At 65.1% G+C, this 14515-nt stretch carries 17 protein-coding genes; 13 read left to right on the top strand and 4 right to left on the bottom strand.

The window, feature by feature from the left end:
- Positions 1-30: 30 nt before the first annotated feature.
- Genes M1248_RS00825 through M1248_RS00810 form a run of 4 tightly spaced genes read left to right on the top strand, consistent with a single transcriptional unit; the run spans position 31 to position 3590 of the window.
- Positions 31-1125: an amidohydrolase family protein gene (locus M1248_RS00825; protein WP_317147274.1), complete on the top strand. Its 1095-nt coding sequence runs from the start codon at positions 31-33 to the stop codon at positions 1123-1125.
- Positions 1126-1151: 26 nt separating this feature from the next.
- Positions 1152-2294, top strand: a complete 1143-nt coding sequence (locus tag M1248_RS00820; protein ID WP_317147273.1) for an amidohydrolase family protein — start codon at positions 1152-1154, stop codon at positions 2292-2294.
- Position 2295: 1 nt separating this feature from the next.
- Positions 2296-2685: a Rieske (2Fe-2S) protein gene (locus M1248_RS00815; protein ID WP_317147272.1), complete on the top strand. Its 390-nt coding sequence runs from the start codon at positions 2296-2298 to the stop codon at positions 2683-2685.
- On the top strand, positions 2682-3590 hold the full coding sequence (locus M1248_RS00810) for an alpha/beta hydrolase (RefSeq protein WP_317147271.1): 909 nt from the start codon (positions 2682-2684) through the stop codon (positions 3588-3590). Before M1248_RS00815 ends, M1248_RS00810 begins: the two co-directional genes overlap by 4 nt.
- A 38-nt stretch (positions 3591-3628) precedes the next feature.
- Here M1248_RS00810 and M1248_RS00805 read toward each other — a convergent pair whose 3' ends face one another.
- Positions 3629-4102, bottom strand: a complete 474-nt coding sequence (locus M1248_RS00805) for a hypothetical protein (protein ID WP_317147270.1) — start codon at positions 4100-4102, stop codon at positions 3629-3631.
- 30 nt (positions 4103-4132) lie between these two features.
- On the opposite strand from M1248_RS00805, the gene M1248_RS00800 reads away from it, so the two are divergent.
- From M1248_RS00800 to M1248_RS00760, 9 genes are all read left to right on the top strand, one after another.
- Positions 4133-5434, top strand: coding sequence for an NADH-ubiquinone oxidoreductase-F iron-sulfur binding region domain-containing protein (locus M1248_RS00800; protein WP_317147269.1), 1302 nt, complete (start codon positions 4133-4135; stop codon positions 5432-5434).
- Positions 5427-5738 carry a ferredoxin gene (locus M1248_RS00795; RefSeq protein WP_410506598.1) on the top strand — a complete coding sequence of 104 codons (312 nt, stop codon included), beginning with the start codon at positions 5427-5429 and terminating at the stop codon, positions 5736-5738. The genes M1248_RS00800 and M1248_RS00795 overlap by 8 nt, the downstream gene beginning before the upstream one ends.
- Complete coding sequence (locus M1248_RS00790) at positions 5735-7390, top strand: thiolase C-terminal domain-containing protein (protein ID WP_317147268.1); 1656 nt, start codon at positions 5735-5737, stop codon at positions 7388-7390. The genes M1248_RS00795 and M1248_RS00790 overlap by 4 nt, the downstream gene beginning before the upstream one ends.
- 74 nt (positions 7391-7464) lie before the next feature.
- On the top strand, positions 7465-8310 hold the full coding sequence (locus M1248_RS00785) for an alpha/beta hydrolase (protein WP_317147456.1): 846 nt from the start codon (positions 7465-7467) through the stop codon (positions 8308-8310).
- Positions 8310-9128: an NAD(P)-dependent oxidoreductase gene (locus M1248_RS00780; RefSeq protein ID WP_163729913.1), complete on the top strand. Its 819-nt coding sequence runs from the start codon at positions 8310-8312 to the stop codon at positions 9126-9128. Before M1248_RS00785 ends, M1248_RS00780 begins: the two co-directional genes overlap by 1 nt.
- Entirely contained in the window at positions 9125-9916 is a 792-nt protein-coding gene (locus M1248_RS00775; RefSeq protein WP_317147267.1) for an NAD(P)-dependent oxidoreductase, read from the top strand. The genes M1248_RS00780 and M1248_RS00775 overlap by 4 nt, the downstream gene beginning before the upstream one ends.
- A gap of 112 nt (positions 9917-10028) precedes the next feature.
- Positions 10029-11231, top strand: a complete 1203-nt coding sequence (locus tag M1248_RS00770) for a cytochrome P450 (protein WP_163729915.1) — start codon at positions 10029-10031, stop codon at positions 11229-11231.
- On the top strand, positions 11228-11428 hold the full coding sequence (locus tag M1248_RS00765; RefSeq protein WP_083125713.1) for a ferredoxin: 201 nt from the start codon (positions 11228-11230) through the stop codon (positions 11426-11428). The genes M1248_RS00770 and M1248_RS00765 overlap by 4 nt, the downstream gene beginning before the upstream one ends.
- Positions 11425-12627 carry a cytochrome P450 gene (locus M1248_RS00760; RefSeq protein ID WP_317147266.1) on the top strand — a complete coding sequence of 401 codons (1203 nt, stop codon included), beginning with the start codon at positions 11425-11427 and terminating at the stop codon, positions 12625-12627. The genes M1248_RS00765 and M1248_RS00760 overlap by 4 nt, the downstream gene beginning before the upstream one ends.
- A gap of 75 nt (positions 12628-12702) precedes the next feature.
- On the opposite strand, the gene M1248_RS00755 is transcribed toward M1248_RS00760, so the two are convergent.
- The 3 genes from M1248_RS00755 to M1248_RS00745 are packed head-to-tail and all read right to left on the bottom strand — an operon-like array spanning position 12703 to position 14466.
- Complete coding sequence (locus M1248_RS00755; protein ID WP_317147265.1) at positions 12703-12987, bottom strand: DUF1330 domain-containing protein; 285 nt, start codon at positions 12985-12987, stop codon at positions 12703-12705.
- A 13-nt stretch (positions 12988-13000) separates the two neighbouring features.
- Positions 13001-13195 (bottom strand): ferredoxin, encoded by a 195-nt coding sequence (locus M1248_RS00750; RefSeq protein ID WP_163729918.1) that lies wholly within the window; start codon positions 13193-13195, stop codon positions 13001-13003.
- Positions 13192-14466 carry a cytochrome P450 gene (locus tag M1248_RS00745; RefSeq protein WP_317147264.1) on the bottom strand — a complete coding sequence of 425 codons (1275 nt, stop codon included), beginning with the start codon at positions 14464-14466 and terminating at the stop codon, positions 13192-13194. Before M1248_RS00745 ends, M1248_RS00750 begins: the two co-directional genes overlap by 4 nt.
- Between the last annotated feature and the right edge of the window lie 49 nt (positions 14467-14515).

Here is a 14515-nt window from a genome sequence, read left to right as displayed (position 1 = left end):
GGTCACCCGGATGGACATCGGAGGTCTTGCGTGAACACACTTCCCGAGGAGAGCCAGCTCGGTAAGACACCCGTGATCGATGCCAGCGTGCACATCTTCAGCAAGTCGAACAAGGACCTGCGCGGCTTCATGCGCGAGCCGTTCAAGAGCCGCGGATTCCCGGATTACGAGATGGACTGGTACGGCGCCCCCGGCGGCGAGTACGCCCCGAACACCGAAGGCGAACGCCGCTATCCCGGATCGGACCCCGAGTTCGTCGGCCGGCAGCTCTTCGAAGAACGCGGCGTCGACATCGCGATCCTGCACCCGATGACGCGTGGGATCATGCCCGACCGCCATCTCGGCACCGCGATCGCCGCGGCGCACAACGAGCTCATGGTGTCGCGCTGGCTCGAGGACAATTCCTACGCCGACCGGTTCCGCGGCACCATCCGGGTCAATCCCGACGACGTCACCGGAGCGCTGCGCGACATCGCGAAATACGCCGACCACCCACGCGTCGTACAGATCGGCGTCCCGCTGCAGTCGCGAGAGCTCTACGGCAAACCTCAGTACTGGCCGTTATGGGAAGCGGCCGCGGCGGCGAATCTCCCGGTGGCGGTGCACATCGAGGTCGGCGCGGGCGTGCAGTACGCGCCGACACCGAATGGGGTTCCGAGGACCTACGAGCACTACGTCAGCTTCATGGCGCTGAACTTCCTGTATCACCTCATGAACCTGATCGTCGAAGGGGTGTTCGAGAAGATGCCCACGCTGAAGTTCGTTTGGGCCGACGGGGCCGGTGACCTGCTGACACCGTTCATGTGGCGGATGGACTGCTTCGGTCGCCCCCACCTCGAGCAGACTCCGTGGGCGCCGAAGATGCCCAGCGATTACCTGCCCGGCCACACCTACTTCATCCAGGGCGCGATGGACGGGCCCGGCGATGTCGAATTCGCCGGTGAATGGCTCGACTTCACCGGCAAGGACGACATGGTGATGTACGGGTCGAGCTATCCGCACTGGCAGCTCAACGAGCTGACGGTGCCCAGTTCGTACTCGGCGGAACAACGCGAAAAGCTCTGCTGGCGCAACGCCGCACAGCTGTATGGCATAGACGTCGGGGCCGGCGTCAGCGCACAGTAAGAGAAGACTTCGTTAAGGGAGGCACCATGACGGTCACCGTGAACGAGCGAAAGCCCGCGGCCGAGCGCATCGCGGTTCGCTGCGTCGACTCCGACGTGCATCCGACGCCGAGGGCCGGCGAGCTGACGCAGTACATCCCCGAGCCGTGGCGCAGCAAGTACTTCCTGACGCGCCGGGTCGGGGACCAGATCTACTACGACGCGCCTGACTACGCACACGCGTATGCGATGCGGGTGGACACGTTTCCGTCGGACGGCAACTTCGCGGGCAGCGACCCCGATCTGGCGTTCAAGCAGTTGATCATGGAGGCCGGCGCCGACATCGCGATCCTTGAGCCGGCCGCCTACCCGGCGCGCTTCCCCGAGGTGAACCACGCGATGAGCTGTGCCCTGAACGACTGGCAGGACAACCACTGGCTGGACAGTCACAACAACTGGCACGAGCGCTGGAGGGGTTCGATCTGCGCGGCGATCGAAGCGCCGGAGGACTCCGCTCGCGAGATCGAGCGCTGGGCCGGCCACCCCTACATGGGACAGATCCTGATCAAGGCCGAACCCCGTCCGGCGTGGGGTGACCCCAAGTACAACCCGATCTGGGAAGCCGCCACCAAACACGACATCACCGTGAGCTGCCACCTGTCGCGCAGCCACCACGAGGAACTGCCGATCCCGCCGGTCGGGTTCCCCAGCTACAACCACGATTTCATGGTCACCTACTCGCTGCTGGCCGCGAACCAGGTGATGAGCATGGTCTTCGACGGCCTCTTCGACCGGTTCCCGACACTGCGAATCGTATTGGTGGAGCACGCATTCACGTGGATCCTGCCGCTGATGTGGCGGATGGACGCGATCTACGAAGCCCGCAAGTCGTGGCTGGACATCAAGCGCAAGCCGTCGGAGTACGTCAAGGACCACATCAAGTTCACCACCCAGCCGCTGGACTACCCCGAGGACAAGACCGAGTTGACCCGGGCGTTCGAGTGGATGGAGTGCGAGAAGATCCTGCTGTTCAGCAGCGACTATCCGCACTGGACGTTCGACGACCCCCGCTGGCTGGTCAAGCACCTGCCCGAGCACGCCCGCGAGGCGGTGATGTTCCGCAACGGCATCGCGACATACCACCTGCCAGATACGGTTCCGGCCCTCGAGGGCCAGGTGCGGGTGTTCTGAGTTGGACGAGCAGAAGACGCCCCGGCTCGCGCAAGGGCGCGAACATATCGTCGCCACCGTCGACGAGATCCCGCCGGGCACACACAAACTGGTGCCCATAGGCCGGCACGGCGTCGGCGTCTACAACGTCAACGGCACGTTCTACGCCATCGCGAACTACTGCCCGCACGAGGGTGGTCCGCTGTGCTCGGGCCGCCCGCGCGGCCGCACGATCGTCGACGACGACGTTCCTGGCGACGCGGTGATGGTGCGTGACCTCGAATTCATCTACTGCCCGTGGCACCAGTGGGGTTTTGAACTGGCGACAGGCACGACCGCGGTCAAACCCGAGTGGAGTATCCGGACCTATCCCGTTCGGGTCGTCGGCAACGATGTGATGGTGCAAGCATGACAACCACTGAGTCCTCCGGCCTGCAGCTCAAGCCCGGCGAAGAGATCTTCGAATACAAGGGCGGCCGCGTCGTCTACGAAATCCTCGGCGAAGAAGGCGAATTCATCGCCCTGACACCGGGAGGCCGATTCAGCAAGGACATCCCGGGGCTGCGGCCGTTGGCGGAGGCGCTGGCCGAGGGCGGCTACCGGGTCCTGCTGTGGGACAGGCCGAACTGTGGCAAGTCGGACGTGCAGTTCTACGGCAAGAGCGAATCACACATGCGCGCCGAGACTCTGCACGCGTTGATCACCGGACTCGACGTCGGTCCGTGCATCATCGCGGGTGGGTCCGGCGGGGCCCGCGACTCCATGCTGACCACGATGCTCTACCCGGAGATCGTGCGAAAACTGGTGGTGTGGAACATCGTCGGCGGGGTCTACGGCTCGTTCGTGCTCGGCGGACACTATGTCGTGCCCAGCATCCTGGCCGCCAAGGGCATGGGCGTCGAGGGCCTGCTCCACGTCGCCGAGTGGAAGGAGCGCATCGCCGAGAACCCGGACAACGAGGCGCGGTTCCGGGCACTCGACGTCGACGAGTTCCTCAAGCTGATGCGGCGCTGGCTCAACGCTTTCGTGCCCAAGCCCGGCCAGACCATCCCCGGCGTCGAGGACGAGATGTTCGACAACATCACCATTCCGACGTTGATCATCCGTGGCGGCGAGAACGATTGGGACCATCCCAAGCGCACCTCGCTGGAGGTGAGCTGCCTGATCAAGGGTTCCACCTTGATCGACCCGCCATGGCCGGAAGACGCCTGGGAACGTGCCGGTGAGAAGTTCGCCGCCAGCGGCGGGAAGAACTTCTGCCTGTTCGACACCTGGGTGCAGGCCGCGCCCGCGATCCTCCAGTTCCTGGACGACTGATGAGCGCTTCCGCGAAGAAGAGACAGCACTTGATGGCGCTAGACAGTGCGAATGTGCACTTCGCAGTTGAGCGACGCCTCCAGGGCGGTGTGGACGCGACTCTCGGGCACCCGCTCGAGGTCGGACTTGCGCAGCGTCACATGGATCACGTCCCAGCCGTCGTCACCGGGTACGCGTTCGATTTCGCCGGTGAGCCCCAGTCCGGCGAGCACGCCGTGCGCGTCGTCGTCCGTGCCCCTGCTGATGAAAGTCAGCACACCGGGCACCGGGTTCGTGCCGAAAGCCTTGGCGCACAAACTCACCGCGATGCGTTCGAGTTCGGCGGCATCGTCCCCAGCGATCAACAGCTCGACCTCACGTCGTTGCGGCGGAAGGCCGGCGAGGTTGTTCTCCACCACGTCGACGCCCGCTGCGCCGGCCGATTCGCGGAGGCGCGCCATGCCATCGCTTAACTCTGCGGGCGCGAGTTCGCCGGCTAGATCCACGCCAACGCGCACCACGGCAGTCCTCATGCCCGTCAGCCTATCCAGAGGTGCGACGCGATGACCTTCACCGCAACCGAACTCACCGTCGCCACGTGGCCAGAATGTACGCCACGACTGTTGCGGCCCACCCAGCTGAAGGCCGAGGAGCTCGCCGAGTATGTGCAGGCCGGCGGCTACCGGCCGCTGACGGACGCGGACGCACTGCTGGAGCAGGTCGACCTGTCCGGTCTGCTCGGGCGCGGCGGTGCGGCCTTCCCGCTGGGGACCAAGTTGCGTACGGTGCGCGACGCCGGTCGCCGTGGCGTCGCGACGGTCATCGTCGCGAACGGTGAGGAGGGCGAGCCGGCTTCGGTGAAAGACCGCTGGCTGCTGCGCAACCGGCCGCATCTCGTGCTGGACGGCCTGCGCCTGGCCGCCGCTATGGTCAACGCGAGCCGCGCGTATGTGTATGTCTCCGACGAACAGTCGGCCGTCGCGGTGAACAGTGCGCTGTCGGAACTCGACCCCCAGATCTTCGGTGCGACGGACGTCGCGGTGATCAGCGTCGAACCCGGGTACGTCGCGGGCGAGGAGACCGCAGCGGTACGCCGCATCAACGGCGGGCCCGCAAAACCGACCGACAAACCACCCCGGCCGTTCGAGGAGGGGGTGTCAGGTTTGCCGACGACCGTCAGCAATGTCGAGACGCTCGCCAATCTCCCGCACATCCACCAGCACGGCGCACAGAGTTTCCGAGCGGTCGGCACGCCGATGTCGCCGGGGACGTTCCTTGCGACGATCACGGGCGGCGGCAGGCCTGCAGCGCTGTACGAGATTCCGCATGGCGCCGCGTTTTCCGATCTGCTGACATTGCACGGTGTGCCGGAGGACTCGGTGCGCGGAGTGTTGATGGGCGGCTATTTCGCCGGCCTGGTCAACACCGACATCCTCGACGCGACGCTCGACCATGAGACGATTCGCCGCCTCGGCAGCGGCCTTGGCTGCGGTGCGATCTCGATTCTCACCGACGACTGCCCCGTCGCCGTCGCGGCGTCGGTGATGTCGTACTTCGATCGGGAGAACGCCGGCCAATGCGGGTCGTGCTTCAACGGCACGGCGGCAATGGCGGCCGTCGTTTCAGCACTGCGCGACGGAGCGGCGACCCAGGAGGACGTCACGCGCCTGGAGCGCTGGTCGGTGGTACTGCGTGGCCGCGGCGCATGCGGCACCCTCGACGGCGCCACGAACGTCGCGGCGAGCCTGCTGCGCCACTACCCGCAGTTGATCACCAGCCACCTCGCCAACGAATGCCCGTCCTGCCGCACCGGCGCTTTCAACGAGATGCGGCCTTATGAAGTGGAGGCGGTGGGACATGAGTGACGGCTTGCGAATCCGGCTCGATCGGACTCTCTGCGACGGCTTCGGCATCTGCGCCAAGCACGCGCCAGGGTACTTCTCGCTCGACGACTGGGGCTACGCATCGCTGATCGGCGATGGCACTGTGCCCGAGAAGGATCGCGACGCAGTGATGCGCGCGCTGTTCGATTGCCCGGTCCACGCCATCGTATACATGGGTGAGCACCGGCCTTCAGGCGACGGAGCGGCGCACCCCGATGTGCAGGAGTCACCCGAGCCGGACCCGAAAAACAACGGCAGCGAGGCTATTTCGGAGTTCGTCAGGTGACTCGACCCCTGCCCGAACTGAATGCTCAGAACGAGTTCTTCTGGACCGCAGGCGGTGACGGCGTCCTTCGCATCCAGGAATGCCAGGACTGCGAGGCATTGATTCATCCACCACAGCCGGTGTGCCGATACTGCCGCAGCCGCAACATGGGCGTGCGCGATGTCTCCGGACGCGCCACCCTCTCGGCATTCACGGTCAACCACAGGTTCGGCTTCCCCGACCTGCCCCCGCCGTATGTGGTGGCTCAGGTTGCCGTCGTCGAGGATCCGCGTGTCCGCTTGACCACCAACATCGTGGAGTGCGATCCCGACGAGCTGACGTTGGGGCAGATGGTCGAGGTCACCTTCGACAAGCTCACCGATCAAACCGGGGCCGTCTGGCTTCCGCTGTTCCGTCCCACGGCGGACAAGGAATCCGGTCCGCTGCCCGAGGACGAAATCGCACCTACCGATTTCGCGCGGCATGTGAGTTCACCGCTGACCACCACGAAATTCGAAGAGCAGTCGGCGATCACCGGTATCGGCGCATCCCGTCTGGGCCGTCGCCTGATGGTGCCGCCGCTGTCGCTCACCATCGATGCGTGCGAGGCAGCGATCGCCGACGCGGGGTTGACGCTGGAGGACATCGACGGGTTGTCAACCTACCCGGGACTGGACATCGCAGGCATGGGCGAGGGCGGCGTGGTCGCGCTCGAGGGTGCGCTCGGAATCCGCCCGACATGGATCAACGGCGGCATGGACACCTTCGGCCCAGGCGGTTCTGTCATCGCCGCCATGATGGCCATCGCCACCGGGATGGCGCGGCATGTGCTGTGCTTCCGCACGCTGTGGGAGGCGACGTTCCAGCAGCTGATGAAGGAGGGCAAGGCGAGCCCGCCCGGTGGACCGCGGACCTCCAGCTGGCAGATACCGTTCGGCGCCACCTCGGCCGCGCACGTGCTCGCGCTCAACGCGCAGCGGCACTTTCAGCGCTATGGGACGACACGCGAGACGCTCGGCTGGATCGCGCTGAACCAGCGCGCCAACGCCGCGTTGAATCCGACGGCGATCTATCGCGATCCGATGACCATGGACGACTACCTGAACGCGCGACCGATCACGACACCGTTCGGGCTGTACGACTGCGACGTCCCGTGCGACGGCGCCGTCGCGGTGATCGTGTCGGCGGTCGACGCCGCCAAGGACATGCCGCGCAAGCCGGTGCTGTTCGAAGCGGTCGGTACCCAGATCGTCGAACGCACCGACTGGGATCAGACCACGATGACCCATGAACCCCAGGTGCTGGGTCAGTCCGCGCACCTGTGGACGCGAACGTCACTGCGGCCCAAGGACGTCGACGTCGCCGAACTCTACGACGGTTTCTCGTTCAACTGTCTGTCGTGGCTGGAGGCACTCGGGTTCTGTGGTATCGGCGAGGCGAAGGATTTTCTGGACGGCGGCAAGGCCATCGCCCGCGACGGTGTGATCCCGCTGAACACCCACGGCGGCCAGCTCTCCCACGGCCGCACACACGGCATGGGGCTCATTCACGAGGCGGTCACCCAGTTGCGCGGCGACGCAGGCGAACGTCAGGTCAAAGACGCCCGTGTTGCGGTGGTCAGCAGCGGCGGCCTCACACCCAGCGGCGCGATCCTGATGCGGACCGACGCGTGAGCGACGCCCCGCGTCCCGATGTCGCCGCCGGGGCGGCTCCGAGACCACGCGTCGTCTTCGTCGACGGCGTGCCCATGTCCGGACTGATCGCGGCGGTCGACGAACCCAAGGCTGTCGTGGTCGCGTTCCACGGCGGATCCAGCACCGCAGCGTATTTCGATTGCCCGGGGCACCCGTCGCTGTCACTGCTCCGGATGGGAGCCGACCACGGCTTCACCATGGTGGCACTCGACCGGCCCGGGTACGGAAGCTCTGCGCCCTACCCTGACGCCATGGAGCTGCCGGAGCAACGTGTTGCGCTCGTTTACGGCGCGATCGACAAGATACTCGGCGCCAACCCGCGCGGTGCGGGATTGTTTCTCGTCGGCCACTCCGCCGGTTGTGAGCTGGCGGTGCGTCTGGCCGTAGATGATCGGGCTGACCAAGCCGGCGTCATCGGACTCGAGTTGGCGGGCACGGGTGTGCAATACGACGCGGCGATGGCCGAGATCATGAAGTCGGCGACGGCGACCGGTCGGCCGACCGGTCTGCGCGAGGTGCTCTGGCAGCCCGCCGAGCTGTATCCGCCCGACGTGCTGTCCGGCATGACGAACTCGTCGACCGGCGCGCTCTACGAAGTGGGCATGACGAAGAGCTGGCCGCGGCAGGACTTTCCCGCGCTGGCGCCGCATGTTCGGGTGCCGGTGCAGTTCAGCGCCGCCGAACACGAGCGCGTGTGGCGATCGGATGCCGAGGCCCTGGGGCAGATCGCCGCCATGTTCACGTCATCACCGCGATTCGTGACCAACGAGCAACCGAACACCGGACACAATATGTCCCTATCGCACAACGCGGCGGCGTACCACAGCGCAGTGCTGTCGTTCGCCGAGGAATGCGTTGTCGCGCAGCAGAACACATCGGAAGCTATGGAGGCGGGTTGATGCGCGTCGGATTCATCGGGTTGGGCAGTCAGGGCGGTCCCATGGCACGACGGATCGTCGAAGGCGGGTTCGAGACGACGCTGTGGGCGCGTCGGGCGGCCAGCCTCGATCCCTATGCCGACACCGGCGCGAAGACCGCGGGTTCACCCGCTGAGTTGGCAGCGGCGAGTGACCTGGTCTGCCTATGTGTGGTCGGCGACGACGACGTACGGGAAGTGCTCTACGGCGACAGCGGCGTGCTGGCAGGTCTGGCCTCCGGCGGCGTGGTGGCGATCCACAGCACCGTGCACCCCGACACGTGCCGGGAGATCGCGGAGAAGGCTGCCGCTCAGGGTGTTTCGGTGATCGACGCACCCGTGAGCGGCGGAGGCCCCGCCGTGGAGGAGGGCAAGCTGCTCGTCATGGTGGGAGGCGAAGAAGAGGTCGCTGAGCGGTGCCGCCCGGTGTTCGCGACCTACGCCGATCCGATCGTTCATCTCGGTCCGCTCGGCAGCGGACAGGTCACCAAGATCCTCAACAACCTGCTGTTCACCGCGAACCTGGGCAGCGCGCTGAGCACACTCGACCTGGGCGAGTCCCTCGGCATCCCGCGGGTTCGGCTGGCCGAGGTGCTCAACGGGGGATCGGCGACCAGCAAGGCGCTGGGAAGCATCGCGATCTTCGGCGGGACCGTCGAAGGCCTCGCGCCGATCGCGGGCGCGTTGTTGCAGAAGGACGTTCGTCACGCAGCCAGCATCGCCGCCGCCGCGTCAGCGCCCGAAGGCTCGGTGTTCACCGCGGCGGACACCGCCCTGGAATCGATGGACCATCCGCGGTGACTTGCGTCGGATTCGTGGGGGCGGGTCGCATGGGCGGCCCGATGGTGTCCCGTCTCGTCGAATCCGGCCATCACGTCCGCGCACTCGGTAGGACGGACGAAAAGCGCCAGGAGGTCACTGCGCTCGGCGCACAGGCGGTCGCGGGTCTCCACGACATCGCCAGGGACGCAGACGTTCTCATCGTCTGCGTCTTCACCGACGAGCAGGTTGTGCAGGTGTGCTCGCCCGGCGTGCTCTCGGCGATGTCGCCCGGCTCCGCCCTCGTCGTGCACACGACCGGAAGTCCGCGCACCGTGCAGACGATCGCGGCACACTCCCCCAGCGTCGACGTGCTGGACGCCCCCGTCAGCGGCGGCCCGCACAACATCGCCGGCGGCGGGCTGACGATTTTCGTCGGTGGTCCCACTGATGCGGTCGCGCGCGTCCGGCCGGTACTCGCCGCCTATGGCGACCCGATTCTGCACGTCGGTCCGCTGGGCGCGGGCCAGGCCGTCAAGTTGACCAACAACGCGTTGTTCGCCGCCCAGATCGGGTTGTTGCGGGAGGCCGTCGCGCTGGGCGATCGCCTTGGCGTGGACGAGGCACAGCTGCTGGAGGCGATCACGCACGGCAGCGGGTCGAGCCGGGTCGCGGGTTTTGTCGCGGCGGGCGGATCGGTGGACTCCTTCGTCGAACGGACCCGCGAGTTCATCGGAAAGGACGTCGAGGTCGTGCGCAAGATCGCTGCCGAGCTCGGTGAGACGATCGGGCTCCTCGACAACGTCATCAACGCCGGAATTCAACCATGAAACAGATGCGATTCCGCTGTCTCAGCAGCCTCTTGTGAGGCATACTATACGTTACACAAATGCAGCCTTGCGTAACGCACGTAGACGTTAGCCACGCGGCGAAAGAGAGACCATGACCAAGCCCAAATTGAAATTTAACCCGGTTTCGCAGGACTACTTCGACAACCCGTATGAGATCTACAAGCGCATGCGCGACGAAGCGCCGATCTACTACGACGAGGAAGAGGACTTCTACGCGCTGACCCGGCACGAGGACGTCGCCGCGGCTTTGAAGGACACGGACTCCTTCTCCTCGTCTCGTGGCTGCGACCTGTCGATGGTGCGGTCCGAGGAGGGGCCGCACAAGTCCATCATCTTCATGGATCCACCCGACCACCGCCACATGCGCAGCCTGCTGAACAAGGCGTTCACGCCCCGCGCCATTCAGTCGCAGCGTGAAACCGTCATCGAGGTCGTCGAGCACTACCTGTCGAAGTGCGACCCGGACGGTTTCGACGTCGTCCAGGATTTCTCAGGCCCGTTTCCCGTCGAAGTGATCACCCGGATGGCCGGTGTCCCCGAAGAGTTCCGCCAGCAGGTGCGGCATTGGATCGACACGAGCCTCGAACGTGAGCCTGGCCAAATCGAGCTGTCCGAGAAGAACATGCAGGCCAATATCGACTCGGGCATCTACTACTACGGCCTGGTGCAGGAACGGCGCCAGAATCCGCAGGACGACATGATCAGCCGACTCATCACGGCCGAGATTCCCGGTCCCGACGGCAAGATGCGCAAGCTGGACGACATCGAGATCACCGGCTTCTGTGCACTGCTCGGTGGCGCCGGCGCCGAGACGGTCACCAAGCTGATCGGCAGCGCCGTCGTCGAGTTCGCCAAGCATCCGGAACAGTGGCAGTTGCTGCTCGACGACCGCAGCAAGGTTCACGATGCCGTCGAGGAACTGCTGCGCTACGTCGGCCCGGTGCAGTACAACGTGCGCTACACGCTCAAAGAAGCACACGTGCCCAGCGGCACGGTGCCCGCGCACAAGCCGGTCTTCATCATGAAGGCGGCCGCCAACCGTGACCCTCGGGCCTACGACCGCGCCGAAGAATTCGACATCACCCGCGACCGCACCCAGTCGCCGCACATGGGCCTGGGCTACGGAATTCACAGTTGCCTGGGGGCGGCACTGGCCCGCCTGGAGAGTGTGATCGCGCTCGAGCACCTGCTGGACTTCATGCCGCGTTACGAGGTCGACTGGGACGGCTTACATCGGGTGACGATGCAGAACGTCGCGGGTTACCACAACGTTCCAGTGAGGGTGCTGAAGTGACCCAGAAAATCGAAGTCGACTTCGGTCTGTGTGAGAGCAACGGGGTGTGCATGGGCATCGACCCCGAGATCTTCGACCTGGATGACCAGGACTATCTGCATGTCCTCCAGGACGAGGTAACACCTGAAAACGAGGAGCACGTCAAAGAAGCTGTGCGGCAGTGCCCGCGCCAGGCGATCTTCATCAAAGACGAATGACCGCATCGAAGGTCGTCTTCGACCCGTTCTCCGAGGAGTACTTCAACGGGCCCTGGGACATCTACCGGCGCATGCGCGAGGAAACGCCCGTCTATTACAACGAGGCGGAGGACTTCTACGCGTTGTCCCGCCACGAGGACGTCGCGGCGGCCTATAAGGATTTTGCGACCTACTCCTCGGCGTACGGCCTCGACCTCGCGATGGTCCGGTCCGGTGAGCCGCCCCCCATGAAGATGATCATCCTCATGGACCCACCCGAGCACCGCCACATGCGCAGCCTGGTCAACAAGGTGTTCACCCCGCGTGCGATCGAGGCGATGCGTCCGATGGTGACCGAGACGATCGACCGCTACCTGAACGCGGCCGACCCCGCGAGCTTCGATGTCGTACAGGACTTCTCGGCGTACTTCCCAGTCGACATCATCACAACGATGCTCGGTGTCCCCGAGGACAAGCGCCAGCAAGTCCGTGAGTGGGTGGACACTTCGCTCCATCGCGAACCGGGCCAGATCGACATGTCTGAGGAGGGCATGGCGGCCATCGCGGAAGCCATGGGTCTGTACTTCCAGCTGATCCAGGAACGCCGCAACGAACCGCAAAACGATATGTTCAGCCGGCTGGTCGCTGCCGAGATCCAGCGTGAGGACGGTGGGGTCGAGTCACTCGAAGACTTCGAGATTGCGGGATTCGCCACGCTTCTCGGGGGTGCCGGCGCCGAAACGGTCACGAAATTGGTCGGCAACGCCGTGGTCGAGTTCGCGCGCCACCCCGAACAGTGGCAGAAGCTGCTCGACGATCGCAGCAAGATCCCCGCCGCGGTCGAGGAGCTTCTGCGCTACGAACCACCGGTGCATTACAACGTCCGCCGATCGATGCGCGAGGTCAACCTCCACGGTGTCACGATCCCCGAGGGCAAACCCGTGTTCCTGCTTCAGGCTTCGGCACACCGCGATCCGGACGCGTTCACCGATCCTGACACTTTCGACATCGATCGCGACCGGACCGAGGCACAGAACCTCGGCTTCGGGTACGGCGTGCACAGCTGCCTCGGCGCTGCGCTCGCCCGGATGGAGACCGCGATCGCGCTCGAGCGGCTATTGGACCGCATGCCGCGGTACGAAGTGCTGTGGGGCCAGTGCGAGCGTGTCGCCATGCAGAACGTCGCCGGCTGGTCACACGTTCCGGTCCGCGTGCTTTAACTCTCAGCGAGCGGACGTGAAAACCCCTAATTTCGAATCGAGATGGGGGTTTTCGCGTCTGCTCGCGGAAAAAAATCAGAGGCCGTGCAGGATGACGCCGTTGCAGTCGGCGGCGGCCTGACGCAGCTTGGCCGCCTCCTGGTAGGTATCGGAGTAGTACCACTCCTTGGCTGCCTCTTCGGATTCGAACTCCAGCAGCACGGTCTGGGTACCGTGCCACTGCCCTTCGATCACCTCGGCCTTCGAGTCGAACGACAACAGCGTGGCACCGGCCATGGCCTGGCTCGCGAGCTTGCCGTATTCCGCCATCCCGGCCGGATCCTTGACGTCCTCGGTGATGAGGATGTACGCCTTGGGCATTCGATCTCCTTTATTAACCGTCGATTTCAGAAATAGCTTGTTCTGGACAGTTCGCGATGGCGTCCTTGGCTGCGCTCTCGAGCTCCGCAGGCACCTCACCCGGCTTCGCGACCGCCCAACCGTCGTCGGTCATCTCGAACACCTCGGGGCACAGCGTCAGGCACATGCCGTGGCCGGCGCACTTGTCTTCGTCAACGCTGACCTTCATCGGACGTCGAACTCGATATGCAGCTGGGTGAGCCCGCGCAGGATGTACGTCGGGATGTACTGATAGTTGCGATTGCCCACCGGGCCGTGGTGCTTCTCGCTGATGCGAATGTCGGTGGTGCGATCGAGCAGACGCTCGAGCCCGACGCGCGTTTCGGCACGTGCCAGCGGAGCGCCGGGACAGCTGTGGATGCCGCGGCCAAAGGCCAGGTGCTGACGGGCGTTCTTGCGGTCGGGATCGAAGGTGTCAGGATCATCGAACCGCCGCGGGTCGCGGTTGGCCGCCCCGTTGATCACCATCAGCGTGCAGCCGGCCCCGAGCTCTTGGTCGCCGACGGTCACCGGCACCCGTGACAATCGAAAATCGCCTTTGACCGGGCTCTCTATGCGCAGGCACTCCTCGATGAAATTGCCGAGGAGACTGCGATCTTCGCGCAGCCGGCGCTGAATGTCGGGCTGGTCGCCGATCACCTTGAGCGCCGTGCTGAGCAGCCGCACCGTGGTTTCCTGCCCTGCCGAGAAGACGTTGGTGGCCACCCGCACGACGTCAGCGACCTCGGGCATCGAGCCGTCCGGGAACGACGCCGTCGCCAGTCCCGTCAGCACATCATCGCGCGGCTCGGCCCGCCGGTCCTCGATGTAGGTGGCGAAGACCTCATACAGGTATTCCAGCGGAGTCTTGTTCATCGTCTTGTCGGCGTTGCCCACCGAGCTGCCGTGGGTGCCGCGCGCGAGCCGCTCGAGGAGGTCGTCGCGGTCCTCGTCGGGCACACCCAGCAGATCGGCGATGACGCGCAACGTGAACGGACCGGCGAAGCCCTTGATGAACTCACCCTCGCCCGGTGCCAGGAAGTCGTCGAGGATGTCGTCGGCGAGCTGCCACATCGCGTCCTCGTTCTCCTTGAGGCGCTTGGGCGTGATCAGCCGCATCAACAACGCGCGGTGATTCGTATGCGTCGGGGGGTCCAGCGTCGGCAGCTGATCGCTGAACGGGATCTCGTCGCGGTGCTTCACGATCAGGTCGGTGACGTCGTCCCCTTCGAGGGGAACAGGAAACCCGGGAAACGGGCCGGTCACCGAGAGGCACGACGAGAACGTCTCCGCGTCGTTGTAGACGTCGACGGCCTCCTGCCAGCCGGTCACCATCGTCACGCCGTAGTGATCCTCACGGGTGACGGGGCACTTGTTGCGAAGTGCCTCGTAGAACGGAAACGGGTCATCCGTCAGTCGACTGTCCCGGAAGAAATCGACCGAGGTGAGGTCCTCCGTCATGCGCTACTCCTCTGACTACGAGAATGTGATTCTCATATGTGGGTATTAG

This window comes from Mycobacterium sp. 29Ha (assembly GCF_032883055.1).
Classification (GTDB): domain Bacteria; phylum Actinomycetota; class Actinomycetes; order Mycobacteriales; family Mycobacteriaceae; genus Mycobacterium; species Mycobacterium gallinarum.
The sequence above is the reverse complement of the archived record's forward strand: the minus strand, read 5'-3'. Positions and strand labels throughout refer to the sequence as shown.

Excerpts from the sequence above, each read along its gene's own strand:
- M1248_RS00820 (WP_317147273.1), top strand. The coding sequence starts at position 1,152 with ATGACGGTCACCGTGAACGAGCGAAAGCCCGCGGCCGAGCGCATCGCG.
- M1248_RS00810 (WP_317147271.1), top strand. The coding sequence starts at position 2,682 with ATGACAACCACTGAGTCCTCCGGCCTGCAGCTCAAGCCCGGCGAAGAG.
- M1248_RS00805 (WP_317147270.1), bottom strand. The coding sequence starts at position 4,102 with ATGAGGACTGCCGTGGTGCGCGTTGGCGTGGATCTAGCCGGCGAACTC.
- M1248_RS00800 (WP_317147269.1), top strand. The coding sequence starts at position 4,133 with ATGACCTTCACCGCAACCGAACTCACCGTCGCCACGTGGCCAGAATGT.
- M1248_RS00795 (WP_410506598.1), top strand. The coding sequence starts at position 5,427 with ATGAGTGACGGCTTGCGAATCCGGCTCGATCGGACTCTCTGCGACGGC.
- M1248_RS00785 (WP_317147456.1), top strand. The coding sequence starts at position 7,465 with ATGTCCGGACTGATCGCGGCGGTCGACGAACCCAAGGCTGTCGTGGTC.
- M1248_RS00780 (WP_163729913.1), top strand. The coding sequence starts at position 8,310 with ATGCGCGTCGGATTCATCGGGTTGGGCAGTCAGGGCGGTCCCATGGCA.
- M1248_RS00770 (WP_163729915.1), top strand. The coding sequence starts at position 10,029 with ATGACCAAGCCCAAATTGAAATTTAACCCGGTTTCGCAGGACTACTTC.
- M1248_RS00760 (WP_317147266.1), top strand. The coding sequence starts at position 11,425 with ATGACCGCATCGAAGGTCGTCTTCGACCCGTTCTCCGAGGAGTACTTC.
- M1248_RS00755 (WP_317147265.1), bottom strand. The coding sequence starts at position 12,987 with ATGCCCAAGGCGTACATCCTCATCACCGAGGACGTCAAGGATCCGGCC.
- M1248_RS00750 (WP_163729918.1), bottom strand. The coding sequence starts at position 13,195 with ATGAAGGTCAGCGTTGACGAAGACAAGTGCGCCGGCCACGGCATGTGC.
- M1248_RS00745 (WP_317147264.1), bottom strand. The coding sequence starts at position 14,466 with ATGACGGAGGACCTCACCTCGGTCGATTTCTTCCGGGACAGTCGACTG.